This window comes from Pseudomonas sp. TS_SC_3 (assembly GCF_056156225.1).
Window position 1 is genome coordinate 150,762 of sequence record NZ_CM149586.1, and the last position, 25,448, is coordinate 176,209.

Annotated in this window: 26 protein-coding genes; 16 read left to right on the forward strand and 10 right to left on the reverse strand. The window is 61.1% G+C overall.

Translation table 11 applies throughout. The annotated features are described in order from the left end of the window. Nucleotides 1–80: 80 nt before the first annotated feature. Both AC0J6G_RS00790 and AC0J6G_RS00795 read right to left on the reverse strand, forming a co-directional pair. A complete protein-coding gene (locus tag AC0J6G_RS00790; protein WP_475250521.1) occupies nt 81–1,805 on the reverse strand; it encodes a C13 family peptidase in 1,725 nt (574 codons plus the stop codon). 139 nt (nt 1,806–1,944) lie between these two features. Next, nucleotides 1,945–2,400: a MaoC family dehydratase gene (locus AC0J6G_RS00795; protein ID WP_475250522.1), complete on the reverse strand. Its 456-nt coding sequence runs from the start codon at nt 2,398–2,400 to the stop codon at nt 1,945–1,947. Between the two features lie 218 nt (nt 2,401–2,618). Between AC0J6G_RS00795 and AC0J6G_RS00800 the strand changes: the two genes are divergently transcribed. Genes AC0J6G_RS00800 through AC0J6G_RS00810 form a run of 3 tightly spaced genes read left to right on the forward strand, consistent with a single transcriptional unit; the run spans nt 2,619 to nt 4,289 of the window. Further along, nucleotides 2,619–2,978 carry a CidA/LrgA family protein gene (locus AC0J6G_RS00800; RefSeq protein ID WP_475250523.1) on the forward strand — a complete coding sequence of 120 codons (360 nt, stop codon included), beginning with the start codon at nt 2,619–2,621 and terminating at the stop codon, nt 2,976–2,978. Then, nucleotides 2,975–3,691 carry an LrgB family protein gene (locus AC0J6G_RS00805; RefSeq protein WP_475250524.1) on the forward strand — a complete coding sequence of 239 codons (717 nt, stop codon included), beginning with the start codon at nt 2,975–2,977 and terminating at the stop codon, nt 3,689–3,691. The genes AC0J6G_RS00800 and AC0J6G_RS00805 overlap by 4 nt, the downstream gene beginning before the upstream one ends. A gap of 10 nt (nt 3,692–3,701) precedes the next feature. Continuing rightward, nucleotides 3,702–4,289, forward strand: a complete 588-nt coding sequence (locus AC0J6G_RS00810; protein WP_475250525.1) for an LON peptidase substrate-binding domain-containing protein — start codon at nt 3,702–3,704, stop codon at nt 4,287–4,289. On the opposite strand, the gene AC0J6G_RS00815 is transcribed toward AC0J6G_RS00810, so the two are convergent. Both AC0J6G_RS00815 and AC0J6G_RS00820 read right to left on the reverse strand, forming a co-directional pair. Then, entirely contained in the window at nt 4,283–5,599 is a 1,317-nt protein-coding gene (locus tag AC0J6G_RS00815; RefSeq protein WP_475250526.1) for a bifunctional DedA family/phosphatase PAP2 family protein, read from the reverse strand. The two genes, AC0J6G_RS00810 and AC0J6G_RS00815, sit on opposite strands and share 7 nt — an antisense overlap. After that, on the reverse strand, nt 5,596–6,312 hold the full coding sequence (locus AC0J6G_RS00820; protein WP_475253542.1) for a DNA-3-methyladenine glycosylase: 717 nt from the start codon (nt 6,310–6,312) through the stop codon (nt 5,596–5,598). Before AC0J6G_RS00820 ends, AC0J6G_RS00815 begins: the two co-directional genes overlap by 4 nt. A 274-nt stretch (nt 6,313–6,586) precedes the next feature. On the opposite strand from AC0J6G_RS00820, the gene AC0J6G_RS00825 reads away from it, so the two are divergent. From AC0J6G_RS00825 to lipB, 11 genes are all read left to right on the forward strand, one after another. Beyond that, nucleotides 6,587–7,852: a glutamate-5-semialdehyde dehydrogenase gene (locus AC0J6G_RS00825; protein WP_475250527.1), complete on the forward strand. Its 1,266-nt coding sequence runs from the start codon at nt 6,587–6,589 to the stop codon at nt 7,850–7,852. Further along, nucleotides 7,852–8,511: a nicotinate-nucleotide adenylyltransferase gene (nadD, locus tag AC0J6G_RS00830; protein WP_475250528.1), complete on the forward strand. Its 660-nt coding sequence runs from the start codon at nt 7,852–7,854 to the stop codon at nt 8,509–8,511. Before AC0J6G_RS00825 ends, nadD begins: the two co-directional genes overlap by 1 nt. A 43-nt stretch (nt 8,512–8,554) precedes the next feature. Continuing rightward, on the forward strand, nt 8,555–8,926 hold the full coding sequence (gene rsfS, locus AC0J6G_RS00835) for a ribosome silencing factor (RefSeq protein WP_475253544.1): 372 nt from the start codon (nt 8,555–8,557) through the stop codon (nt 8,924–8,926). 12 nt (nt 8,927–8,938) lie between these two features. Beyond that, nucleotides 8,939–9,406, forward strand: coding sequence for a 23S rRNA (pseudouridine(1915)-N(3))-methyltransferase RlmH (rlmH, locus tag AC0J6G_RS00840; protein ID WP_475250529.1), 468 nt, complete (start codon nt 8,939–8,941; stop codon nt 9,404–9,406). Nucleotides 9,407–9,433: 27 nt separating this feature from the next. After that, on the forward strand, nt 9,434–11,323 hold the full coding sequence (mrdA, locus tag AC0J6G_RS00845) for a penicillin-binding protein 2 (protein ID WP_475250530.1): 1,890 nt from the start codon (nt 9,434–9,436) through the stop codon (nt 11,321–11,323). Nucleotides 11,324–11,361: 38 nt separating this feature from the next. Further along, on the forward strand, nt 11,362–12,465 hold the full coding sequence (gene rodA / locus AC0J6G_RS00850; RefSeq protein WP_475253546.1) for a rod shape-determining protein RodA: 1,104 nt from the start codon (nt 11,362–11,364) through the stop codon (nt 12,463–12,465). A gap of 17 nt (nt 12,466–12,482) precedes the next feature. Continuing rightward, on the forward strand, nt 12,483–13,493 hold the full coding sequence (mltB, locus tag AC0J6G_RS00855; RefSeq protein ID WP_475253548.1) for a lytic murein transglycosylase B: 1,011 nt from the start codon (nt 12,483–12,485) through the stop codon (nt 13,491–13,493). Beyond that, on the forward strand, nt 13,493–14,500 hold the full coding sequence (locus tag AC0J6G_RS00860) for a septal ring lytic transglycosylase RlpA family protein (RefSeq protein ID WP_475250531.1): 1,008 nt from the start codon (nt 13,493–13,495) through the stop codon (nt 14,498–14,500). The genes mltB and AC0J6G_RS00860 overlap by 1 nt, the downstream gene beginning before the upstream one ends. Nucleotides 14,501–14,622: 122 nt before the next feature. Continuing rightward, the gene (locus AC0J6G_RS00865; protein WP_475250532.1) at nt 14,623–15,798 is read left to right on the forward strand and encodes a D-alanyl-D-alanine carboxypeptidase family protein; all 1,176 of its coding nucleotides are present in this window, start codon (nt 14,623–14,625) and stop codon (nt 15,796–15,798) included. 72 nt (nt 15,799–15,870) lie between these two features. Continuing rightward, nucleotides 15,871–16,146 carry a DUF493 domain-containing protein gene (locus tag AC0J6G_RS00870; RefSeq protein ID WP_475250533.1) on the forward strand — a complete coding sequence of 92 codons (276 nt, stop codon included), beginning with the start codon at nt 15,871–15,873 and terminating at the stop codon, nt 16,144–16,146. After that, nucleotides 16,146–16,799, forward strand: a complete 654-nt coding sequence (gene lipB, locus AC0J6G_RS00875; protein WP_475250534.1) for a lipoyl(octanoyl) transferase LipB — start codon at nt 16,146–16,148, stop codon at nt 16,797–16,799. Before AC0J6G_RS00870 ends, lipB begins: the two co-directional genes overlap by 1 nt. A 64-nt stretch (nt 16,800–16,863) precedes the next feature. On the opposite strand, the gene lipA is transcribed toward lipB, so the two are convergent. The 6 genes from lipA to leuS all read right to left on the reverse strand — a co-directional run bounded on the left by lipA (nt 16,864) and on the right by leuS (nt 23,998). Then, complete coding sequence (lipA, locus tag AC0J6G_RS00880; RefSeq protein ID WP_475250535.1) at nt 16,864–17,916, reverse strand: lipoyl synthase; 1,053 nt, start codon at nt 17,914–17,916, stop codon at nt 16,864–16,866. Between the two features lie 120 nt (nt 17,917–18,036). Beyond that, nucleotides 18,037–19,320, reverse strand: coding sequence for a lytic murein transglycosylase (locus AC0J6G_RS00885; protein WP_475250536.1), 1,284 nt, complete (start codon nt 19,318–19,320; stop codon nt 18,037–18,039). Between the two features lie 82 nt (nt 19,321–19,402). Next, nucleotides 19,403–19,561 carry an alternative ribosome rescue factor ArfA gene (gene arfA / locus AC0J6G_RS00890; RefSeq protein ID WP_475250537.1) on the reverse strand — a complete coding sequence of 53 codons (159 nt, stop codon included), beginning with the start codon at nt 19,559–19,561 and terminating at the stop codon, nt 19,403–19,405. A gap of 80 nt (nt 19,562–19,641) precedes the next feature. Further along, the gene (holA, locus tag AC0J6G_RS00895) at nt 19,642–20,673 is read right to left on the reverse strand and encodes a DNA polymerase III subunit delta (RefSeq protein ID WP_475250538.1); all 1,032 of its coding nucleotides are present in this window, start codon (nt 20,671–20,673) and stop codon (nt 19,642–19,644) included. 43 nt (nt 20,674–20,716) lie between these two features. Continuing rightward, nucleotides 20,717–21,328, reverse strand: coding sequence for an LPS-assembly lipoprotein LptE (locus tag AC0J6G_RS00900; RefSeq protein WP_475250539.1), 612 nt, complete (start codon nt 21,326–21,328; stop codon nt 20,717–20,719). A 57-nt stretch (nt 21,329–21,385) separates the two neighbouring features. Next, complete coding sequence (leuS, locus tag AC0J6G_RS00905; RefSeq protein ID WP_475250540.1) at nt 21,386–23,998, reverse strand: leucine--tRNA ligase; 2,613 nt, start codon at nt 23,996–23,998, stop codon at nt 21,386–21,388. 192 nt (nt 23,999–24,190) lie between these two features. Between leuS and AC0J6G_RS00910 the strand changes: the two genes are divergently transcribed. Continuing rightward, the gene (locus AC0J6G_RS00910) at nt 24,191–24,634 is read left to right on the forward strand and encodes a hypothetical protein (RefSeq protein WP_475250541.1); all 444 of its coding nucleotides are present in this window, start codon (nt 24,191–24,193) and stop codon (nt 24,632–24,634) included. Nucleotides 24,635–24,660: 26 nt separating this feature from the next. Further along, nucleotides 24,661–25,437, forward strand: a complete 777-nt coding sequence (locus tag AC0J6G_RS00915) for a YdcF family protein (RefSeq protein ID WP_475250542.1) — start codon at nt 24,661–24,663, stop codon at nt 25,435–25,437. Nucleotides 25,438–25,448: the final 11 nt, after the last annotated feature.

Genomic DNA, 25,448 nt, shown 5'->3' on the forward strand with positions numbered 1-25,448 from the left:
GTGGGGTTCTCCGCTGATATCCATCAGCTTAACAGGCTGTAGGGCTGGCGCACGTTGGCGCTGGCCACTCGGAAGGTGAGTTAGGGGGCGGCCGCAGGTTGCGGCTCAGATGCTGTGGTGAGGGCACGCGCTGCTTGCTGCTCGCGCAGCTTGTGCCATTGGGCGAGTACCGCTTTGGCCGGCCAGATTTGTGGTTCGGACGGCTCGAAACCGTCGGCTTTTTCGCGCTCGGCGACGTGGGCTTGGGCCAGGCTAAAGGCGCGTTGCAGATCGTCAGTCTGTTGCAGGGCTTCGGCAAACAAGGCGCGGCCGAAGTAGGTGAAGTCGTTTTCCTCTGAGCAACCAAAAGACACCCGGTCGGCCCGGGCAGCGGTTATGACCAGTGTCTTGTCATCCTGCAGCTTGGGGATAAAACCGCCCGAGTAGCAGGCCGAGATCACCAGCACTTTGTAGCGATCCTGCAGCGGTTTGAGCAGCGTCGCCAGTTCGCTGGCGGGCAGGTCATTGAGCTGTAGGCGCGGTTGGTCGAGGTTGAGTTCGTGCTGCGCCGAGCCGTGGCTGGTCAGGTAGATAAAAATCAGGTCTTCCGGCCCGCTGCGTTCAGCCAGGGCCTGCAGCGCGCGGCCCAGGCTGGCGCTGGTGGCCAGCGGGCGATCGGCCAGGTGGTCGCGGTGGTTGACCAAGGTGATGCGGCCGTGAGCGGCGAAACGCTTCTGCAGCAGGTCACCGACATAGTCGGCTTCGCGCATAAACACGCTTTGTTTACCGTCGCCGGCCAGGGTCAGCGCGTACAGCTCGATAGCTGGGGTCGAGGCGGGCAGTTGGGCAATCGCCGCATCAAGTAGCTTGCCTTGCTCCAGCAAACCGATGGCTAAGGTGTCGGTAACAGCCTTGCCGTCAGCGTCGCGAGCGAGCCGGCCTTGCTGCCAGGTGCCGCTTTGCTGGCTGCCATCGCTCAGGGTCAAGGTGCCGCTGCCATGGTAGTGGCCGTAAGCAAAGCTGCCTTGATAAAGGCCGCCGTCGGCCAGGCTCAGGCGCCCTTGGCCGTGGTAGCTCCAATCGCGAAATTGACCGACGTAATGGCTACCGTCGCTGCCCTTGAATTGGCCTTTGCCAGTCAGGCTGCCATCGACGAAACGCCCGCTCCAGGCGTCGCCAGCCGCGCTCTGAAAGCGGCCCTTGCCGTGGAACTGGTTGTCGCGAAACTCGCCGTTGTAGAGGTCGCCCTCAAGGTTTTTGAAACTGCCCTGGCCATTGAGTTGGCTGTTAGCAAAGGTGCCCGCGTATTCATTGCCTTCAGCATCGCTCAGCACTCCCTGGCCGTGAGGCTGGCCCTTGCGGAACTGGCCGCGGAAGCTTTCGCCATTGCTCCACTGCAGTGCGCCCAAACCGTGGTACTGGCCGTTGCTGAATTCGCCGCGGTACTCCACGTCAGGTCCTTTGAGGTGGCCTTCGCCGCTGGGTGTGCCGCCCTTAAAGCCGCCGACATAGCGGCTGCCATCGCGGTAAGTGAGGCTGCCCTGGCCATGGAAACTGCCGCCTTGAAATTCGCCGCTATACACCTCGCCCAGTGCACTGCGCCATTGGCCGGTGCCATTGAACTGGCCGTCCTTAAACGTCCCCTGGTAGTAGCTACCGTTGCTGTAATCCAAACGGCCTGCGCCCTGTAAGAGGCCATCGACCACTTCGCCACGGTAGCGGCCGCCATCGGGCAGCACGGCATCGGCGGGCAGCAAGGGTTCGCCATCGCCACAGGCGGCAAGCAGCAGGGCAAGGCTCAGTGGAGCCAGGAGGGAGAAGCGCATGCAGAAGGTCCAGGCTGGAAGGTCGTTGCCGAGTATGCCTTAAAGCGCCCGGAGTGCCGTGATTGAGCGCACCGGGTGACTTGTAAAATTAAAAAGGCGCACCGGCATCAGCCGCTGCGCCTGTGTCCGGCGGCTGCGATCAGACGAAGCAGAGCGTCAGCGGTTCGGCGATGTAGGCGGGTTTTTCCGAGCCTTCAATCTCCAGTACGACTTTGGCTTTGAGCAGCCATTGGCCCGGATTTTTCTCGGTAACCTCGGTCAGGGTGGCCGTCAGGCGCACCTTGGAATTGACCTTTACCGGCTGGATAAAACGCACGCTGTCCAGGCCATAGTTGACGGCCATTTTCAGGCCGGTGGGCATGATCATGATGCCTTCCATCAGCTTGGGCACCAGTGACAGCGAGAGAAAGCCGTGGGCGATGGTGGTACCGAACGGGGTGAGTTTGGCTTTTTCCGGGTCGACGTGGATGAACTGATGGTCACCCGTGCACTCGGCGAACTGGTTGATGCGTGCTTGATCGATGGTCAGCCAGTCGGAACGGCCGAGTTCCTTACCGATGTAACTGGACAATTCGGCGGCGGGTACTGATGTCATGGTTTCTCCTTGAGGACGCGGGTGTTGTTTTTTTTGGGGCGTTAATCCTTCTGCCCTAACATCATCATGGGTGCGTCGTAGGGTCAAGTGCCGAATGCGGCGGTGGCGGGTGTGGCGTTTTATCCCGCGCAACCGCTGTAAACCGGCCCTTACAGGGTGCTTTTGCTTATAATGCGCGGCATTCCGCCTGGGATCATACGATTCGGAGATTACCCATCATGTTGTTACGCGGCCTTTTCTGGCTGGTGCTGTGCCAATTGCTCGGCACGGCGCTGAACGTCTTGCTGATCCCGATGCTGCCGGGGCCGATCATCGGCATGCTGCTGCTATTTATCTTCTTGCTGGTGCGTGGTGAGGTCGGCGAGCCGTTGCATGTGGCCGCCAGTAGCTTGCTGAAATACCTGCCATTGCTGCTGGTGCCGCCGGCAGTTGGGGTAATGGCCTATGCCACGGATATTTTTGCTGACTTCTGGGCAATTGCCGGCGCGCTGCTGTTGTCGCTGACAGTCTCAATTGTGTTTGCGGGCTGGCTGATGCAAAAGCTGATCGATCGCCAGCAGCAGCGGAAGGGCGCATGACTGTGGAATGGCACGCCGCCTGGCAGGCGTTAATTCACCATCCGCTGTTTGGTGTCGGCATCACCTTGGGTGCTTACCAGTTGGCAATGGCCGTTTATGAGAAAACCCGCTGGGTATTTTTGCAGCCAGTGCTGGTGTCGATGCTCACGGTGATTGGCATTCTGCTGGCCTGCGGCCTGAGCTTCGCCGAGTACAAAGACAGTGCTGCGGCGCTGACGCTGTTCCTCGGCCCGGCCACGGTGGCGTTGGCGGTGCCGTTGTTTGTTAACTTGCGGCGGATTCGTCAGTTGTTCTGGCCGACCTTTATCACCCTATTGGTGGCGGGTGTGGTCGCCACAGTGCTGGGTGTTGCCATGGCCTGGGCCTTTGGCGCCGAGCACATCATGCTGATGAGCATGGCGCCCAAGTCGGTGACCTCGCCGATTGCCATGTTGGTGGCCAGTCAAATTGGCGGCATTGCCGCGCTGGCGGCGGTGTTTGTAATGATCACGGGCATTATCGGCGCAATCGTTGGGCCGTCATTGCTTAAGCGTTGTGGGGTGCAGCATCCGGCTGCGTTAGGCATGGCTTTGGGCCTGACGGCGCATGCAGTCGGTACCGCGCGGGCCTTGCAGGAGGGCGATGAGTGCGGCGCGTTTGCCGCCCTGGCCATGAGCCTGATGGGTGTGTTTACCGCCGTACTGCTGCCGTTGGCCATTTTGTTGTGGTTGTAAGGAGACGCTTGTGACCCTGCCGTTGTTTCCCCTCAATACCGTGTTGTTTCCAGGCTGTGTGCTCGATTTGCAGATATTCGAAGCGCGCTACCTGGACATGATCAGCCGCTGCATGAAGCAGGGCCAAGGCTTTGGTGTGGTGTGTATCGTCGATGGGGCTGAAGTCGGCGAGGCTGCCGGGCAGTTTTCGGCGCTCGGCTGCGAGGCGTTGATCCGCGATTTTCAGCAACGGCCCAATGGGCTGCTGGGGATTCGCGTTGAGGGTGCCCGACGTTTTCGCGTGCAGCGCGCGCAGGTGCTGCCAGATCAACTGACTGTGGCCGAGGTTGAGTGGCTAGGCGAACAGCCGGAGCAGCCTTTGGCCGCCGAGCATGCGGATCTGCTCGCGTTGCTGGGGGCGCTGAATGCGCATCCGCTGGTGGCTTCGCTGGGCATGACTGCTGAGCCCACTGGCCAGGAGGCGTTGGCCAACCAGCTGGCCTACCTGTTGCCGTTAGAGGCCGAGCAAAAGTTGCAGCTACTCGACACCGCCGATGTGCAGCTGCGTCTGGCGCTCCTGCAGCAACTGCTTGAGCAATTGCAGGGCGGGCATCAATAGCGGTACAGCTGCAGCCCGGCGGACAGCTGCCAAGTGGCGATGCTGCCGAGCAAGGCAATAACCGCCGGCAGCAGCAACCACCAGACTTTTCGGGGCAAGGCCGGCAGTGGCGTGCGCCATTGCACCAGTGCCAGGCTCAGCGCGCAGAAACAGGCCGCGAGCATGGCGCCTGCGATGATGTCGCTGGGCCAATGTACCCCCAGGTAAATCCGTGAGCAGGCGATCGCCGCCGCTGGTAAGCTCGCCAGGAGTAACCACGTCAGGCGCATGCGCGTTGGTTGCTCGCGCCCTGCCAGCACGCCAAGCACCAGAAAGAAGGCAAAGGCTGCCGAGCTGTGCCCGCTGGGGAAGCTAAAACTACCTAAAGGCTCCAGCAACACGTCGGGGCGACTGCGGGCAAAGAATGCCTTCAGCGCGCCGTTGGCCAGCGCGGTGCCGAGCAGGGTGCCAACGGCCAGGCACAGGTGCCGCCACTGCCGGGTAACCATCAGCACCAGGCTCAGCAGCACTGCCGCTGCCAGTTGTGTCTTCAAATCGCCGAGGCGGGTGATCATCACCATCAAGGTGTCCAGCGCTGGCGGGCGTTGCTCCTGAATCAAGGTGAGCAGGCCTCGGTCGAGCGCGATCAGGTGCGGCCAGCTGAGCATCAGCCCGACCAACAGCGCCACGCTAGCACCAGCCGTCATCAGGCTGGTGTGGCGCAGGCCGCGCAAGCTGCCCAGTATGCTGACCCCGGTTACCAGGGCCACGCCGCCCGCCACGGCCCCGGCTTGTGGCCAGAAACCTTCCGGAAGTGGTAAGCGCAGCGCCGCGCCGGTGGCCCAGCCCGGCAGCAGATAGGCGACTGACCAGCCGACGCCGGCGAGCAGGCTGACGATCAAAAAGCGCGCGAAGGGCATGTCGAACATGCCGGCGACCATTGGCAGCATGGGCCGCAGGGGGCCGATAAAACGCCCGACCAGCAGGCTGGCGACGCCATAGCGCTGAAAATAGCCGTGTGCACTGCTCAGCCAGTGCGGGTGATTGCGCAATACCGGCAAGCGGCCGATGTCCTGATGAAAATAGCGCCCTAGCGCATACGACAGGCAGTCGCCCAGCAAGCCGCCGCCAAAGGCCAGCAGCAGGGTTTCACCCAGGCCCAAGGCACCGTTGCCTGCCAGCGCGCCGACCGCAAATAACAATAGGGTGCCGGGCACCAGGATGCCGGCAATCGCCAGGCATTCGACGCAGGCAATAACAAAGATCGCTATGCCCAGCCATTGCGGGTTGGCGCTCAGCCAGAGGGTCAGGGTATCGAACCATTGGCTCATTGCGGCGCGTCCGTGTGAGTAAGAAGGTGATAGTCCGTGCCGGCCACTTGCCCGCGGCGCAGTGGGTTGCGCGTGCAAAATCGGGCAAAGGCGGCGTCGACGAAGCGGTAGGGCAGGTGCTCGTCGCGGCCGTGGGGGATGCCCAGGCGTGCGCATTGCACGCTCTGTGCTGGGCGCTGGCCAAGGTCTTCAACAAACAAGCGTTTTTCGTCAAAGGGGTGGGCATCCCAGTCGGGCACTTTCAGGCCGAGGGCTTTGCACAGCAGCGTTTGGCCATTGCAGAGTTTGTCTACGGCCCGCGCTTGGCCCTGGCGGTCTGGGTTGTTGCGCTGCATATGCGCCAAGGCCGCCTCGCCGCTGTGCGCATCTTGCCAGGGGTAGGCCGATTTAATCAGTACTGCATTGCCGGGGCCCTGCGCGCTGAAATTCAGCGAGTCGCCGCCGCGTGCGTAGTACATGTAAATGTGCCCACCTTGCATAAATAACGCCCGGCGTTTGTGGGTATAGCCGAGGGAGGCGTGGCTGCCTTTTTCGCTCAGGTAGTAAGCCTCTGTTTCGATGATGCGCGCACTGAGCCAGTGTTCGCCGCACTTATGGCGGATTACCTTGCCGAGTAGCTCGCGTGCCAGCAGGCAGGCGTCTCGGTCAAAGAAGCTGGCGGGCAGGGCGCGACCGTGGGGCCAGGGCAGCTGTAGGGCGGGGGTGGCGGGCATAAAAGTGGCGCGGTCGCTCGGCAGGTTTTTGATGGTGCGGATAGTAACAAGCCGCACCTGAATCATGCCTGAATGCGGCTCGCTAAGCGTGCGTGTGCAGCCGCGTTTGATATGACCGCGCACCCCACTTAATCGCGCCGGTCCGCCCGTTTGGGCGACAGTGTTGCAGGCTGCGGCGCTTGTCGTGGCTACCGTCCGCCGCGCAGTGCTGGGCGTGGAGCGGCGTGACCGTTATACTCAGCGACTTTTTTCAACCGCCAGACCCGCCAAGACCATGACTGAGTCCGTGCTCGACTATATGACCCGCCTGGGACAGGCCGCCCGCAGCGCTTCGCGCCTGCTCGCGCGTGCCAGTACCGCGCAGAAGAATCGTGCCCTGCAGGCCGCCGCTGCCGCGCTGGATGCGGCTCGCAGCGATTTGACCGCCGCCAACGAGCTGGACCTGGCCGCCGCGCGTGCGGGTGGTCTGGAGCCGGCCATGGTGGACCGTTTGGCGCTGACGCCGGCGGTGATCGACTCGATGATCGAAGGTCTGCGTCAGGTCGCCACGCTGCCGGACCCGATTGGCGAGATCCGCGATATGCGCTACCTGCCGTCGGGTATTCAGGTCGGCAAGATGCGCGTGCCGCTGGGCGTGATCGGCATCATCTATGAGTCGCGGCCGAACGTGACCATCGACGCCGCCAGCCTGTGCCTGAAATCCGGTAACGCCACCATTCTGCGTGGCGGTTCTGAGGCGATTCATTCCAACCAGGCGATTGCCCGTTGCATTCAGCTCGGTCTGGCCGAAGCCGGTTTGCCCGCCAGCGCCGTGCAGGTGGTGGAAACCACCGACCGCGCCGCTGTGGGTGCGCTGATTACCATGCCGGAATTTGTTGATGTGATCGTGCCGCGGGGCGGCAAGGGCCTGATAGAGCGCATCAGTCGTGATGCCAAGGTACCGGTGATCAAGCACCTGGATGGCGTCTGCCACGTGTATATCGATGTTGCTGCTGATCTCGACAAGGCGATTCGCGTCGCCGATAACGCCAAGACCCAGCGCTACTCACCGTGCAATGCCATGGAAACCCTGCTGGTGCATGCCGCTGTGGCCGACAAGGTGCTGCCGCCGCTGGCTGCTATTTACCGCGACAAAGGCGTAGAACTGCGTGGCGACGCCGCGACCCGCGCGCTGCTCGGCAGCGACGTGTTGGCAGCGAGCGAAGACGACTGGTTTGCCGAGTACAACGCGCCGATCCTGGCGATTCGCATCGTCGATTCGTTGGAGGCGGCCATCGAGCACATCAACCATTACGGCTCGCAGCACACCGACGCGATCATCACCGAGAACTTCAGTGATGCGCGACGCTTCCTAACTGAGGTGGATTCCGCGTCGGTGATGGTCAATGCTTCGACTCGCTTTGCCGATGGTTTTGAATATGGCCTGGGCGCGGAGATCGGTATTTCTACCGACAAGCTGCACGCCCGTGGCCCGGTTGGCCTGGATGGGTTGACCAGCGAGAAATACGTGGTGTTCGGCGACGGACATATCCGTACCTGATGGCCCGACGCAACGGCGCTCGACGTATCGGCCTGCTGGGTGGCACCTTTAACCCGGTGCATATCGGCCATCTGCGCAGCGCTGTAGAAGCGGCGGATGCGCTGCAGTTGGATGAATTGCGTTTGATCCCTAACGCGCGCCCGCCCCACCGCAGCGCGCCAGAAGTCAGCGCGCAGGATCGTCTGGCCATGGTCACACTGGCGGTAGCCGATGCTGGGGTGTTGCAGGTGGATGATCGCGAGTTGCAGCGCGACACACCGTCCTACAGCATCGACACCCTGGAGTCGTTGCGCAGTGAGTTGGCCGTGGACGATCAGCTGTTTCTGCTGCTGGGCTGGGATGCCTTTTGCGGGCTGCCCACGTGGCAGCGTTGGGAGGAATTACTGCAGCATTGCCATATTCTGGTTCTGCAGCGCCCGGATGCCGACAGTGAAGCGCCCGAGGCGCTGCGTAACCTGTTGGCGGCGCGCAGTGTGAGTACCCCGTCGGCCCTCAGTGGGCCGAGCGGGCAAATTGCTTTTATCTGGCAGACACCCCTGGCGGTGTCGGCTACCCAGATCCGTTCGCTATTGGCGAGCGGAAAGTCGGCGCGCTTTTTGGTGCCTGACGCGGTACTGGCCTATATCCATGCCCACGGACTGTACCGTGGTGCGAATTGAACACGAGGCAAACGAGTTACTTATGACGAACGCAAAAAAAATCATGCCGAGCGAAGACCTGGTCAAACTGGCCACCGCCGCGCTGGAAGAAATCAAAGCGCAGGACATCACCACCATTGATGTGCGCGGCAAAACCAGCATCACCGACTTCATGCTGATCGCCAGCGGCACCTCCAGTCGTCACGTTAAGTCGTTGATCGACAACGTGCTGGAAAAAGTTAAAGAGCAGGGCGTACGTCCGATCGGTACTGAAGGCATGGACACCGGCGAATGGGCGTTGCTCGACCTGGGCGACATCGTGGTTCACGTGATGCTGCCGACCGCTCGCCAGTTCTACGACCTTGAGCGTCTGTGGCAGGGTGCTGAGCAGAGCCGCGCGCAGTTCAGCGCCGAGTCGAGCCCAGAGCAGGAATAAGGACGCGTAGCGGTGCGGATCAAACTGATCGCCGTCGGCTCGCGGATGCCGCGCTGGGTGGAAGACGGTTGGCAGGAATATGCCAAGCGCATGCCCAGCGAGTTGTCGCTGGAATTGGTGGGAATTCCGCTGACCACCCGCGGCAAAAATGCCGATGTGGCGCGGATGATCCGCCAGGAAGGCGAGGCGATGCTGGCCAAGGTGCAGCCAGGGGAACGTATCGTCACCCTGGAAGTCGAAGGGCGGCCCTGGAGCACTGAGCAGTTGGCGGTTGAGTTGGACAAGTGGCGCCTGGATTCGCGCACTGTCAACCTGATGGTCGGCGGTCCGGAAGGGCTGGCTCCCGAGGTGCAGGCACGCAGTGAGCAACGTTGGTCGTTGTCACCGCTGACCCTGCCGCACCCCTTGGTGCGGATTCTGATCGGCGAACAGATGTACCGTGCCTGGACCGTGTTGTCCGGCCACCCTTATCACAAATGATTTTCCACCAGTAACCAGCAGCCACTGATGCCGCAACCTATTCGCCTTAAAGACCACGAAAAAGATGGCCGCCTGATCCGCAAGCGAGCGGTGGTCGGCGCTGTGGTGTTTTTGCTGCTGACCTTGGTGCTGTTGGCGCGCATGTACTACCTGCAGGTGGTGCAGTTTGAGTACCACACCACCCTGGCGGAAAATAACCGCATCCATGTGCAGCCGATCCCGCCTAACCGCGGGCTGATCTATGACCGCAACGGCGTGATCATCGCCGATAACCGCCCCAGCTTTAGCCTGACCCTGACCCGCGAACGCGCCGGTGATTGGGCGCAGGTCCTCGATGTCATTGTTGAGGTGCTGGAGTTGGGGCCGGATGACCGTGCGCTGTTTGAGCGGCGGGTGCGTCAGGGGCGGCGGCCTTTCGAGCCGGTGCCGGTGCTGTTTGAACTCAACGAAGAGCAAATCGCTCGCGTGGCGGTCAACCAGTTCCGTTTGCCGGGCGTGGAAGTCTCTGCGCAGCTGGTGCGGCATTACCCGCAGGGTGAGCATTTTGCTCATTCGGTGGGTTATGTCGGACGGATCAACGAGAAAGAGCTGAAGCAGCTCGATCCGGTGGCCTACAGCGGCACGCACCACATCGGCAAAACCGGTATCGAGCGTTTCTATGAAGACGAGCTGCACGGTGAGGTCGGTTACGAGGAGGTTGAAACCAACGCCCGTGGCCGGGTACTGCGGGTGCTTAAGCGCACCGACCCGACGCCCGGCAAAGACATTGTGCTGAGCCTGGACATTCGTTTGCAGGAGGCCGCAGAGGCCGCCCTAGCCGGGCGCCGTGGCGCGATTGTGGCCATTCAGCCGCAGACCGGTGAAGTGCTGGCGATGGTCAGTCAGCCCAGTTTCGACCCCAATCCTTTTGTGACCGGTATCGGTTTCAAGGCCTATGCCGACCTGCGTGATTCGATTGATCGGCCGCTGTACAACCGCGTCCTGCGTGGCCTTTATCCGCCGGGCTCGACCATCAAACCGATGGTCGCGGTGGCGGGGCTGGATGCGGGCGTAGTGACGGCGCAGACGCGTGTATTTGATCCTGGCTTCTACCAGCTGCAGGGGCACAGCCACAAATACCGCAACTGGAACCGCAGTGGTGATGGCTGGGTGGACATGGATTTAGCCATCTCGCGCTCTAACGACACCTACTTTTACTCGCTGGCCCACAAGATGGGCATCGACCGACTGCATGACTACATGAGCCGTTTCGGCTTGGGGCAGCGCGTGTCGTTGGACATGTTCGAGGAAACTGCCGGGTTGATGCCTTCTCGTGAGTGGAAGCGCGCGCGTTACCGTCAGGCCTGGTATCCGGGGGAAACCCTGATTCTCGGTATCGGTCAGGGCTATATGCAGACCACGCCGCTGCAACTGGCGCAGGCCACGGCGTTGATGGCCACGCGCGGCAAGTGGATTCGTCCGCACCTGGCCAAGACGATTCAAGGGCGGATGCCCGTAGACCCTAACCCGCTGCCGGACATCATCCTGCGTGATCCCAAGTTCTGGGACAACGGCCGCCACGGTATGGAGCAGGTGATGCACGGCCCACGCGGCACGGCGCGCAAAGTCGGCGATGCGGCCCTGTACCGGATCGCCGGCAAGAGTGGTACCGCGCAGGTGGTGGCGATCAAGCAGGGTGAGAAATATGACCGCAGTAAGGTGGCCGAACGGCATCGCGACCACGCCCTGTTCGTCGCCTTTGCGCCGGCAGATAACCCGCAGATTGCCGTGTCGGTGATGGTGGAAAACGGCGAGTCCGGCTCGGGTGTGGCCGCGCCGGTGGTCAAGCAGGTGATCGATGCCTGGTTGCTGGATGAGAACGGTCAGTTAAAAGCCGAATATGCTCCGCCTGTGGCGGCTGAGGTCGCTGCACCATGAACAGTAGTTTCGACCGTAACCTGTCTTCCGAAGACCTGCTGCGCCGTCGTGCGACGCTATTGCAGCGCTTGCACATCGACGGCATTTTGCTGCTGCTGTTGCTGATTTTGGCCACGGGCAGCCTGTTTATTCTGTATTCGGCCAGCGGCAAGAACGTTGATCTGCTGATGAAGCAGGCCAGCTCGTTTGGTATCGGTCTGGTCGGCATGTTTATCATCGCCCAGTTCGAGCCGCGTTTTATGGCGCGCTGGGTGCCGTTGGCCTATGTCGGTGGGGTGGGCTTGCTGGTGGTGGTGGATGTCATGGGCCATAACGCCATGGGCGCCACGCGCTGGATCAATATCCCCGGGGTGATTCGCTTCCAGCCCTCGGAGTTTATGAAGATCATCATGCCGGCAACCATCGCCTGGTACCTGTCCAATCGCACTCTGCCGCCGCGGTTCAAACATATCTGCATCAGCCTGGCGATGATCATCGTGCCGTTTGTGCTGATTCTGCTGCAACCCGACCTGGGCACGTCGTTGTTGATCATTGCCTCCGGTGGCTTCGTGCTGTTTATTGCCGGCCTGCAGTGGCGCTGGGTCATTGGTGCGGCAGCGGCAGTGGTGCCGATTGCCGTTGGCATGTGGCTGTTTGTGATGCGTGATTACCAGAAGCAGCGGGTGCTGACCTTCCTCAACCCGGAAAGTGACCCGCTGGGCAGCGGCTGGAACATCATCCAGTCCAAGGCAGCCATTGGCTCCGGCGGCGTCTTCGGCAAGGGCTGGCTGCAAGGCACGCAGTCGCACCTGGATTTTCTGCCAGAGAGCCACACCGACTTTATCATCGCGGTACTGGCCGAGGAATTTGGCTTGATTGGCGTGTGTTTGTTACTGCTGGTGTACATGCTGTTGATCGCGCGCGGCCTGGTGATTACCGTGCAAGCGCAGACGCTGTTCGGTAAGCTTCTCGCCGGCGCGCTGACTATGACGTTCTTCGTTTATGTCTTCGTCAACATTGGTATGGTCAGCGGCTTGTTGCCGGTGGTGGGCGTGCCATTGCCGTTTATCAGCTATGGCGGCACTTCGCTGATTACCTTGTTGGCAGGTTTTGGGATTTTGATGTCGATTCACACTCATCGTAAGTGGATGACACAGGCTTGATTGGGATTATGAATTCAATGCAAAACGCACGTGGTTGGATGGTACGTACGGCACCTTGGCTGGCATTGGCCGGCGTGTGCGCGATGGCTCAGCCCGTGCTCGCCGGTGACTATCAACAGTCGCCAGACGTGGCTGAGTTTGTCAGCGAAATGACCCGCGACTATGGCTTTGCCAGCGAACAGCTGGTTGCCTTGTTTGCTGAAGTTGAGCGCAAGCAGGCAATTTTGGATGCCATCTCGCGTCCGGCGGAAAAGGCCAAGCCATGGAAAGACTATCGACCGATCTTTATCACCGACAAGCGCATCAGCAAGGGCGTTGAATTCTGGAAGCAACATGAGGCTACGCTGGCCCGTGCTGAAACGGAGTACGGCGTACCGGCCGAGATTATTGTTGCGATCATTGGCGTGGAGACCTTCTACGGCGGGAACACCGGCAGCTGGCGGGTGATGGATGCCTTATCAACCCTGGCCTTTGATTACCCGCCGCGCGCGCCGTTTTTCCGTAAAGAACTGCGCGAGTTCTTGCTGCTGACCCGTGAAGAGCAGGTCGAGCCACTGAGCATGACCGGCTCCTACGCCGGCGCCATGGGCCTGCCGCAGTTTATGCCGAGCAGCTTCCGCGCCTATGCCGTGGATTTTGACGGCGATGGCCGCATCAATATCTGGAACAACCCGACCGATGCCATCGGCAGCGTCGCCAGTTACTTCAAGCGTCACCACTGGCAGCCGGGTCAACCGGTTGCAAGCGCTGCCACTGTCAAGGGCGCGCAGGCTGAGCAAGGGCTGACGGTGGGCCTGGACCCAGTGAAGACCGTTGCTGAGCTGCGTGCGCTGGGGTGGACCAGTGCCGACCCATTGGCTGACGATCTGCCGGTCACAGCCTTCCGTCTGGAAGGTGCGGAGGGTGCCGAGTACTGGCTGGGCCTGCCTAACTTCTTTGTGATCACCCGCTACAATCGCAGTGTGATGTATGCCATGGCGGTCAATCAGCTGGCCGAGCTGCTGGTTGATGCACGGGGTAAAAATTGATGTCGCGTTTGCCTTTCAAATTGGCCGCTTATGGCAGCCTGGCCCTGTTGTTGGCCAGCTGTTCGTCCAGCCGTACGCCGCAGCCGGTTGCACCGGTGCAGCAGCCGAGCGGGGCAATTTCCGGGCCGGGAGACTTCAACCGTCCGCACAAGGACGGCGCGCCGTGGTGGGATGTTGATGTGTCGCGGATTCCCGATGCCATCCCGATGCCGCATTACGGCCCGGTCAAAGCCAGCCCCTACACCGTGTTTGGCAAGCAGTACTACCCAATCCCCGATGCCCGTCGCTACCAGGCGGTCGGTCCGGCGTCCTGGTATGGCACCAAGTTTCATGGTCAGGCCACCGCCAACGGTGAAACCTACGACCTGTACGGTATGACCGCCGCACACAAAACGTTGCCGCTGCCAAGCTACGTGCGTGTAACCAATCTGGAAAATGGCAAGAGCGCGATTCTGCGGGTTAATGACCGTGGCCCGTTCTATTCCGATCGGATTATCGACCTGTCCTTCGCCGCCGCGAAGAAGCTCGGTTACGCCGAAAGCGGCACTGCGCGGGTCAAGGTCGAAGGCATCGACCCGCATGAGTGGTGGGCTCAGCAGGGCCGTCCGGTGCCGATGGTATTGGCCGCGCCGCAGCAAGTGGCTCAGGCCACACCCGTTGCCCAGGCCGTGGCGCAACCTATAGAGCAATATTCGCCGCCCCCGCAGCAGCATGCTGCCGCGGTGCTCCCCGTGCAGATTGACGCAAAAAAAAACGTTTCAGTCGCAGCATCTGGCCTGTATCTCCAAGTGGCCGCCTTCGCCAATCCGGACGCTGCGGAGCTCCTCAAGGCCAAGCTGAGCGAGACAGTGGCTGCGCCAGTGTTCGTCAGCTCGGTGGTGCGCAACCAGCAGATTTTGCACCGCGTGCGCCTGGGGCCGGTGAGCAGCCAGGGCGAGGCTGAGCAGCTGCAAAGCAGCGTGCGCCTGGCCAATCTTGGCGATCCCACCCTGGTCAAGGCGGACTGACAGGGCACTTATGGTTCGCCTGCAGGACTAAATAAACAACTCCGGCCAGCCAGCGGTTGGCCGGGGGGATCAGCACCTCATGCCCACTGGGCCTGTTCACCATCAGCAATCTAGAGAGACGGATGAATATCACCAGCTTTACGCAACGCGTTTTCTTATCACTTTGCCTGCTCAGCGCATCGACCGCCTGGGCCAATCAGCCCGCCATTCCTTCGGCACCGCAGCTAGCGGCTAAATCGTATGTGCTGCTGGATGCCGCCAGCGGCAAGGTGCTGGTGGAAAACAACGGTGACCAGCGTCTGCCCCCGGCCAGCCTGACCAAGCTGATGACGGCCTACATCGCTACCCTGGAGATCCGTAAGGGCAAGATTGGTGAGCAGGACATGGTGCCAGTCAGTGAGCACGCATGGCGAACCGGTGGTGCCGCTTCAGGTGGGTCCACGATGTTCCTGCCGCTCAACAGTCAGGCGAGTGTGGATGACCTGCTGCACGGGGTGATCATCCAGTCCGGCAACGATGCCAGCATTGCCCTGGCTGAGTACATCGCCGGCAGCGAAGACGCCTTTGCCGACATGATGAACGATGCTGCCGCGCGCTTAGGCATGACCAACAGCCACTTTATGAACGCCACTGGTTTGCCGCACCCGGAGCATTACTCCAGCGCGCACGACATGGCTATTTTGGCTCGCGCCATTATCAATGAAGACCAGGAACACTACGCCATTTACGCGCAGAAGGAGTTCTTCTGGAACAACATCAAGCAGGGCAATCGCAACCTGCTGTTGTGGCGCGACAATACGGTTGACGGTCTGAAAACCGGTCACACCGAGGAAGCCGGTTACTGCCTGGTGGCTTCGGCCGTACGTGATGGCGCGCGCATGATTACTTCGGTGTTCGGCACCGTCAGTGAGTCGGCTCGTGCGGCAGAAACCCAGAAGCTGCTGACCTACGGTTTCCGTTTCTTCGAAACCCGCAGCTTCTACAAGAAAGGCCAGGAGCTGGCGCAGGCGCAGGTGTGGAAAGGCACTGTGCGTCAGGTTAAAGCCGGCTTGGCCGATGACCTGACGCTGACCCTGCCAAAGGGCCAGCTGGATAAGCTGCAGGCCGGCATGGTGCTTAATCCGCAGCTCATCGCCCCGATTGCTCAGGGTGATGTGATCGGCAAGGTCCAAGTCAAACTGGGCGAGGAGCTGGTGCACAGTGCTGACCTGATCGCCCTTGAAGCTGTTGAGGAAGGCAGCTTCTTCCGTCGCCTGTGGGACAGCATCAGCCTGTTCTTCTTTGGGCTGTTCAACTGATAGCCTGACCTGCACGCCCCCGCCCAGTGCCGGGGCGCTGCTGCTGTCACGGTTTGCGAGGCCATTACTGCCATGACTCAACCTGACGTTAAATCACACACCATTGAATTTCCCTGCCCGGATTATCCGATCAAGGTGGTGGGCGACACTGGCGCGAGCTATCGCGATACGGTGATCGAGGTTCTCAGTAAATATGCCGAGGTCGATCTCAGCTCCCTGGCTGAGCGCAAAAGCACCAACGGTAAATACACCACTGTGCAGTTGCACATTGTGGCGACCGGCGAAGATCAGTTGCGCGACATCAACAGCGCCCTGCGCGCGACCGGCATCGTGCACATGGTGCTCTGATGAACTTGCCGTTGGGCGTTCGCCAGCTTGGCCAGGTCGACTACGAGCCGACTTGGCATGCCATGCAGCACTTCACCGACACGCGTGGCGCGGAGACGCCTGACGAAATCTGGCTGCTTGAGCACGCCCCGGTGTTCACCCAGGGTCAGGCCGGTAAGGCCGAACACGTATTGTTCCCAGGTGATATTCCAGTGGTGCAGGTTGATCGTGGCGGCCAGGTGACTTATCACGGGCCAGGGCAGTTAGTGGCTTATCTGCTGCTGGATGTGCGCCGCAGCGGCATTGGCGTGCGTGAGCTGGTCAGCCGGATCGAGCGCAGTCTGATCGATCTGTTGGCCAGTTACGGCGTTAGCGCTCATGCCAAGCCAGATGCGCCTGGGGTGTATGTGGACGGCGCGAAGATTGCGTCGCTGGGGTTGCGTATCCGTAATGGTCGCTCCTTCCATGGTTTGGCGCTGAATGTGGACATGGACCTGCAGCCTTTCCAGCGCATCAACCCGTGCGGTTATGCCGGTATGGCCATGACTCAGCTCGCCGATCAGGTGGTGGGGCCCCTGGCGTTTTCAGAGGTCAGTGCGCGGCTGCGTGAGCAGCTGGTTAAGCACCTGGATTACGCCCAGCAGCAGAACCTTCCGGGCGTCATCGACTGCTAGATCGCAGCCATAAAAAACGCCTGACCTCGGAGTGATCCAGGGCCAGGCGTTTTTTTATGAGCAGTTAGTTCAGGTTGAGGGTCGGAATCAGGCTGCTGTCGAGCGCTTGGCCCGGAACGGGTACAGGTGCTGCCAGACCCAGGTTGTTCTTCTCGAACACTTTGTCGGCGCGGTAGCTGGAACGTACCAGTGGACCGGCGGCCACTTCCATAAAGCCTTTCTGCAAACCGATTTCGCGCAAGCGGTTGAACTCTTCCGGGCTGACCCAGCGCTGCACCTTCAGGTGGTTGCGGGTCGGCTGCAGGTACTGGCCGAGGGTGAGGATGTCGACGTTGATGGCGCGCAGGTCATCCATGGTCTGGATGATCTCTTCGTCAGTCTCGCCCAGACCCAACATCAAGCTGGTTTTAGTCAGTACGTCCGGGCGATGGCGCTTGGCATGCTCCAGCGCGCGCAGGGTTTTCTCGTAGCCGGCACGCGGGTCGCGTACTTCATGGGTAAGGCGCTTGACCGTCTCAACGTTTTGCGCAAACACCTCCAGGCCGGAATCCACTACGCGCTCGATGGCTTGCAGGTCGCCGTCGAAGTCCGGGGTCAGGGCTTCCACCACCACGTGCGGGGTGTTTTCCTTGATCGCTCGCACGCACGCCGCGTAATGGCTGGCGCCGCCGTCATCCAGGTCGTCACGGTCCACCGAGGTCAGCACGATATAGCGCAGGGCCATCAGCTCTACCGACTTGGCGGTATTTTGCGGCTCTTCCGCATCCAGCCAACCGTTGGGGTTGCCGGTGTCTACCGCGCAGAAACGGCAAGCACGGGTGCACACCGAGCCCATCAGCATGATGGTGGCGGTGCCATTGGACCAGCACTCGCCCATATTCGGACAGTGGGATTCTTGGCACACCGTGCTCAAGCGATGCTCGCTGACGTTGCGCTTGACCGCTTCAAAGCGACTGCCACCCGGTGCTTTTACCCGCAGCCATTTGGGCTTGGGTTCAAACACCTGGGGTTCGCTTGAGGCGCGGCGCTTTTGCCCGTCCTTGATCGCGGTAATGCCTTGAGTGGTGCGAAATTTTTCGCCGCTGGCAACGGTTTTGGGCGGGGAGATATCGGACATCGGCAATCTGGGCTCCGCTAGAGGCTCCGTGGGACGAGGCGGCTTTTGGCCGCCGCGCAGTCTATCACAAAAGCTGACCGTGCAGTCCGTTGAGCGCCTGGCGGGCGATGTTGCGCCGTCTTATCGCAGTTGCTGCAACAGCTCAGTGGTGGGGTAGCCATCGGCCGGTAGGCCATGGTTTTGCTGGAACGCGCGTACAGCTTTGCGCGTATTAGCACCGATGATGCCGTCCGCCAGGCCAGGCTCATAGCCTTTGCTGGCGAGCAGTTCCTGCAGCTCAATACGCTCGCTGCGGCCCAGCTGGCGGTCGTTGCGTGGCCATGCGGCCTGTACGCCTGGATTACCATCCAGCGCATCGCTGAGCAGGCCGATGGCCAGTGCGTAGGCGGTGGAGTTGTTGTACTTGAGGATGCTGCGGAAGTTGTTCATCAGCAGGAAGGCCGGGCCGCGATGACCGGCGGGCAGAAACAACGTGGCCTGGCTTTGTTCATTGGCATCGATGGCGCGGACCGGATGGATCCCGAGGATGCGCCACTGCGCCAGGCTACGACGCACTTCCGGGTCTGCCAAGGCGTAGTCGAAGCCCTGCGGCAGGTTTACTTCAAAACCCCAGGGTTGGCCGTTTTCCCAACCGGACGCCTGCAGGTAATGCGCGGCAGAGGCGAGTGCATCAGGGGTGGACGCCCACAGGTCGCGGCGGCCATCGCCATCAAAATCCACAGCATGTTGATTGAAGGTGGTCGGCATAAATTGGGTTTGCCCCATGGCGCCCGCCCATGAGCCGATCAGCCCCTGCGCCGGGCCATCGCCCGCCTGCAGTATTTGCAGCGCGGCCAGCAATTGGCTGCGCCAGAACACCTGGCGACGCCCGTCATAGGCCAGGGTGGCGAGGGAGCGGATGACGTCGTGATTGCCGATATTGCTGCCGTAGTTGCTCTCCATGCCCCAGATCGCAATCAGCACTTCATGGTCGACGGCGTAGGCGCTGCGAATGGCTTTCAGGGTCGGTCGATGCTGGGCTTTGAGCAAGCGGCCTTGGGCGATGCGTGAAACGGAAACGGCGCCGTCGAGGTATTCCCACACTGGGCGGGTGAACTCTGGCTGGCTGCTGTCGGCGGTCACGACTTTGGGGTTCAGGGTGATGCCGGCAAATGTGCTATCAAACAGCTCGGCATCAATGCCGGCGGCAATGGCATCGCTGCGCAGCAATATGCGCCATTCGGCGAAACTGAGCAGCGGTGTTGGGCTACTGGCGGTGCTCACAGCAGGGCTGGCCGCTGCGGCGGATGCGCTAACCGGCGGGGTGGCCAGAGGCTGAGCAGGCGCTTCGGCGCAGGCAGTCAGAATCAGCAGGAGGCAGGCGGCAGCACTGTGGGACAGGCCCCGAAGAAGCAGGTAAGGCATGGTGGTCTCGGCACATTTTGCAGGCCGTAACCTTAACATGATTGAACGGGTGTGCGGGTGTTGGCGGCCTGGGGCGGGCGTTTCAGGCCGCCAGAAAGTATGAAGCCTCCCAGTTTTGCTGGGAGGCTTCGCGGCGGTAGCTGCCTTTACCTTTGCTGGGTATTTCCTGACGACTGCGAAACAGCGGTTGAGCAATCAGGGATTTGGCCTTGTTTGGGCCGTGCTTGGGTTTCTTCGCCATGGTTTTTCCTCGGGTCACACCTGTCATGCGCAGGCGCGGCAAGCATGAGCCGCACCCGGAGCAATGTCCAGTGCTGGAGGCTAGCCGAGAAGTCCCAGGCGCTGACCGCAGAGGCTTAATGTCAGCAAGCTCAGGCCGCTCCACTGGTTACCACTTGCCTGGCCTTTGATTTGCGCGTCGATCTGTTGAGCATCCTGTAGCAAGGCTGCCCAGCGGGCGGCGGATAAGCGCTGCAAGGCTTTGCTGATCAAAGGTCGGCGTTTGTCCCAGACGGGTGGTCGGGCCGAGCTGAATGCTTTGTCCAGCGGTACGCCCTGAGCATATTGCTGGGCGATGGTTGCTAAAAGGCGGATTTCCCGTGCCAGCGCCCAGAGGATTACTGGCGGTTCGACCCCTTCACCGCGCAGGCCTTCGAGCATGCGCAGGGCGTGGGCGGCTTCGCCATTGAGCGCGGCATCGATTAGGCCGAACACATCAAAGCGCGCACTGTCGGCGACCGAGGCCTGCACGGTGTTGACATCAATCTGCGTGCCTTCGGCCAGCAGTTTGAGTTTTTCGATTTCCTGGGCGGCAGCGAGCAGGTTGCCTTCCACGCGTATCGCAATCATCTCCACGGCTTCTGCGCTGGCGTTGAGGCCTGATTGCGACAGGCGCTGGCGAATCCATTGCGGCAGTTGGCTGGTCTCGACCGGCCAAATTTGCACAAATTGAGTGTGCCCGCCTTCGATCAGCGCCTTACCCCATTTGCTTTTCTGCGCGCTGCCATCGAGCTTGGGCAGGCTGATCAGCAGGACGGTGTCTTCGGCGGGGCGGGCCAAATATTCAAGGAGCGCAGCGCCTTTATCGCTGAGCTTACCGGTGGGTATGCGTAGCTCCAGCAGGCGTTTTTCCGCAAACAGCGACAGGCTGGCGCCGGCTTGCAATAAGTTGCCCCAGTCGAAATTGTTATCGGCGTTAAATACCTGGCGCTCACTAAAACCCTGCTGCCGGGTTGCGGCGCGGATGGCGTCGGCGGCTTCCTGGCAAAGCAGCGGTTCGTCGCCGCTGATGACATACACCGGGCTCAGGTTGCCCTGCAGGTGTTTGCCGAGTTGTGCGTGGTTGAGTTTCATCGCGGTGCGAGGCTGGGCCGCTTGCGCGGCCCGGCGCGCTTATTTACTGGGCGGGAATCGGCAGTTGAATCGGCGACTGCTGTGGCTGCGCCGCTTGTTGTTGGCGCGCAGCTTCCAGCGCGTCGGCTTCAGCCTTTACCTTGGCTTCTGCGGTTTGCTGCAGCTGATCAAGCTGTGCCGGGCTGATCTGCTGCAGGCGCAGGACCAGTTGCTGGATCAGTTCGCGGTTCATTTCCTGGCGGATTTGCGCGGCTTCCTGATCAGCACCAATCAGGTTGTTGCTGTCCTGGTTGTAGAAACTTTGTGCTTCCACTTTGTCGCTCAGCAGCAGCAGGTTTTTGCTGCCGCGGATCTCGTATTCAAGCGTCTTGGTCAGCTCGTACTCGGCGGTGCGGGCGGAGCTGGTGAAGCTGGCGGCGCGACGGTTTTCCTGCTCGTTGCTCAGTACCAGGCTGTACGGCGCGCCCGGATAAACCCGCACGTCGTTGTTTTGCAGCACTTCGCGCACTTGTTTGACGGTCTCGCCATAGGCGTTACGGGCGCTGACATCGAGTTCTTTCAGGGCAAATTGCACGTCGCCGGTACCGCGCAGCTGAAAGCCGCAAGCGCTGAGCAGGGTGGCCAGGCCAATTACCAACAGATTCCGTTTTATCATCTTTTATCCCCTTGGCATGTCGTGCGGCGCGCCGCTGTGCGGTCGCGCCGAGCTTAATCAGTTGGCTACGATGTTGACCAGTTTGCCTGGCACCACGATGACCTTGCGGATGCTCAGCCCTTCGGTAAAGCGCAGCACGCTTTCGTTGCTGCGGGCGCTGGCCTCAACCTCTTCGCGGCTGGCGCTGGCGGCTACTTCAATCTGCCCGCGCAGCTTACCGTTGACCTGAATGACCAAGGTCAGGCTGTCCTGCACCAAGGCCGACTCATCCACCTGCGGCCACTGCGCGTCGATAATCGCACCGTCGTGACCCAACTCTTGCCACAGCTGATGGCTGATATGTGGGGTGATCGGTGCCAGCAGCAAGGCAACGGCTTCAAGACCTTCCTGCAGCAGGGCGCGATCCTGAGGTGTGGTGTGTGCGGCTTTCTCCAGCACGTTCATCAGCGTCATCACTTGGGCGATGGCGGTGTTGAATTTGTGGTGCTGGCCAATATCGAAGCTTGACTGCTTGATCGCCAGATGAATCGCACGACGCACAGCCTTCTGCTCGTCATTCAGGCTATCCAGGTCGAGCGCGCCGGTGATGCCTTGGTTCACATGGTTTTGCGCCAGGCGCCAGACGCGGCGCAGGAAGCGGTGCGCGCCTTCAACGCCGGCGTCAGACCATTCGCAGCTCATGTCGGGCGGCGAGGCGAACATCATGAATAGGCGGCAGGTGTCAGCGCCGAACTGATCGATCATCGACTGAGGGTCGACGCCGTTGTTCTTCGACTTGGACATCTTCTCGGTACCGCCGATTTCCACCGGCAGACCGTCGCTTTTCAGTTTGGCGCTGATGACCTTGGCTTTGCCATCACGCTCCAACTCGACGTCGGCTGGGTTGAACCAGTCCTTGCCACCGTTATCGAGCTGGCGGTAGTAGGTTTCCGCAACGACCATGCCCTGTGTCAGCAGGTTTTTGAATGGCTCGTTCGAGCTGACCAAGCCTTCGTCGCGCATCAGCTTGTGGAAGAAGCGCGCATAGAGCAGGTGCAGGATCGCGTGTTCGATACCGCCGATGTACTGATCGACCGGCAGCCAGTGGTTGGCCGCTTCAGGGTCAACCATGCCACCGGTGTAGTGCGGAGATGCATAGCGGGCGTAGTACCAAGACGACTCAACGAAGGTGTCCATGGTGTCGGTTTCGCGCTTGGCCGGCTTGCCGCATTTCGGGCAGCTGCATTCGTAGAACTCGGGCATGCGCGCCAGTGGGCTGCCAGCGCCGTCCGGCACCACATCTTCTGGCAGTACGACGGGCAGCTGGTCTTCCGGCACCGGTACGTCGCCGCAGGTATCGCAGTGGATGATCGGGATTGGGCAGCCCCAGTAACGCTGACGGCTGATGCCCCAGTCGCGCAGGCGGAACTGGGTTTTGCGTGCGCCGTGGGCGTTGGCTTCAAGATCCGCGACGATGGCGTCGAAGGCGGCGCTGAAGTCCAAGCTGTCGTATTTGCCGGAGTTGATGCTGCTCAGGCCGGCTTTGTCGCCGTACCAGTCCTGCCATTGAGTGGCATCGTATGCTTTGCCTTCGCCGGCGTAGACCTGCTTGATCGGCAGGTCGTACTTGTTGGCGAATTCGAAATCGCGCTCATCATGTGCGGGAACGGCCATCACGGCGCCTTCGCCGTAGCCCCACAACACGTAGTTGGCGACGAATACCGGCAGCTTGTCGCCGGAGAGCGGGTGAATAACGAATTGCCCGGTGGCAATGCCCTTCTTCTCCATGGTGGCCATGTCGGCCTCGGCCACGGAACCGGCTTTGCATTCAGCGATAAACGCGGTGATGGCCGGGTTGTTTTCAGCGGCGCGCTGGGCCAGTGGATGCTCAGCGGCCACGGCGACGTAGGTTGCGCCCATCAGGGTGTCGGGGCGGGTGGTGTAGACCTTGAGCTGGCCGTCGATACCGACGCTGGCTAGGTCGTAATCGAACACCACGTCGGCGCCGAAGCTCTTGCCGATCCAGTTGCGCTGCATGGTCTTGACCTGTTCTGGCCAGCCATCCAGTTCGTCCAGGCTACTCAGCAGTTCATCCGCGTAGGCGGTGATCTTGAAGTAGTACATGGGGATTTCGCGCTTTTCGATCACCGCGCCCGAGCGCCAGCCGCGGCCGTCGATCACCTGCTCGTTGGCCAATACCGTCTGGTCAACCGGGTCCCAGTTAACGCTGCCGTTTTTGCGGTAGATCACGCCTTTTTCGAACAGGCGAGTGAACAGCCACTGTTCCCAACGGTAGTAATCCGGCTTGCAGGTGGTGACTTCGCGTGTCCAGTCCACAGCCAGGCCCAGCGACTTGAGCTGGGTCTTCATGTATTCGATGTTTTCGTAGGTCCACTTGGCCGGTGCGACCTGGTTCTTCATCGCGGCGTTTTCCGCCGGCATGCCGAAAGCGTCCCAGCCCATGGGCTGCAGCACGTTCTTGCCCAGCATGCGCTGGTAGCGGGCGATCACGTCACCGATGGTGTAGTTGCGCACATGGCCCATGTGCAGCTTGCCGCTCGGGTAGGGGAACATCGACAGGCAATAGAAGGTCTCTTTACCTGGTTGTTCACTCACTACAAAGGATTTTTGCGCATCCCAATGGGACTGCGCGGCGGCTTCGATTTCACGGGGCGAATACTGTTCTTGCATGGCTACCGGCGCTTGGAATGAGGGCTTGCGGGAAACGTCGTAGCATACATGACCCCCGCTTATTCAGGGAAACCCTGATTACGCGGCGGGCCGTAGGCGGGCTGTCGCCGTCTGTCGCCAGGGGCTGCTGCTTGAAGGGTGACCGCTAAGCTTTTATCAAAGGCTGCAAGGTGGTCCGGCACGAGGTGACAGATGGCACAGTTAAGGCGCAGCGCGCCTGTTGGTGGGCTCTACGAGCGGCTGTTACAGCGTCTTGCTATCGCCTTGGAGGAAGCGGACAGCCTCAGTGTGTTGTCTGCGCAGCCACCGCGTGAGTTAGAGCTGCGCGGTTTGACGGCGGCAGAAATGCAACTGATCCGCGCTTATCTGGACCGTGATCTGGACTGGTTGCGTGGCTGGCATGCCGCCGCTCAGGAAATGGCGCAAATCCGGCAGCTAAAAAGTTCACGCAAGGTCGGGCGCTTCGGGCGCAAGACCATTCTCAACGCCCCCGGTAAGGCCAGCCCCTCGCTCAAGCGTCGTATACAGCTGTGTTGCGCCTTGTGCGACACCGTGGCCGGCTGGCAGTTCGGCAGCGGTGCGCAGGTTTGCAAAGCCTGCGGCTCGCAGTTGTTTCGGGCGAGCAATCATCGGTAGGCTGCGCGCACCCACGGAGGTGCTCAATGCCGATTCGCTACATCCTCAAACAGTTCTTTCTTCCGCCAGGCCTGTTCCTGCTTTTGCTGCTGGGCGCCTGGTGGCTGCGTCGGCGTTTTCCGCGTGTGGCTGCGGCTTGCCTGGTCGTTGGCTTGGGCGGGATGTGGCTGTTTAGCCTGCCGGTGGTGGTCGAGTATTCGGCGCGAGTGCTGGAAACCGAGCCGGCATTGAATGAGCGGCAATGGGCTGATCTGGCAAAGCAGGCCGAGGTGATTGTGGTTCTGGGTGGCGGGCGTGAGCTGGCTGACCCCGGTTGGGGCGCGGATCAGCCCAGCCTGATGGCGTTGGAGCGGGTGCGTTTCGCCGCGCGGTTAGCCAAGGCCTCGGGTTTGCCGCTGCTAACCAGTGGCGGATTGCACTATGGCGTACCGCCCAGCGAGGCGGCGTTGATGGCTGAGGTGCTGGCGCGTGATTACGACGTGCCGGTGCGTTGGCAGGAAGGCTTAAGCCGCACCACCTGGGAGAACGCGACTCACAGCGCTGAGCTGCTGAAACAGGCGGGAATTACCCGCGTGATGCTGGTGACCCAGGCTTGGCATATGCCCAGGTCACGCTGGAGTTTCGAGCAGGCGGGTTTGCAGGTGATCAGTGCGCCGATGGGCTTTCTCGGTACGCCCAATGGCCGCCCTGCCGGCGGCTGGCTGCCGGAAAGCAAGGCGGTCTGGCAGAACGGTTTGCTGCTAAATGAAGCAGTCGGACTGCTGGGTTACAGGTTGTTCTACCGGGGCCCGGCGCAAGAATAAGCCCCGGCTGG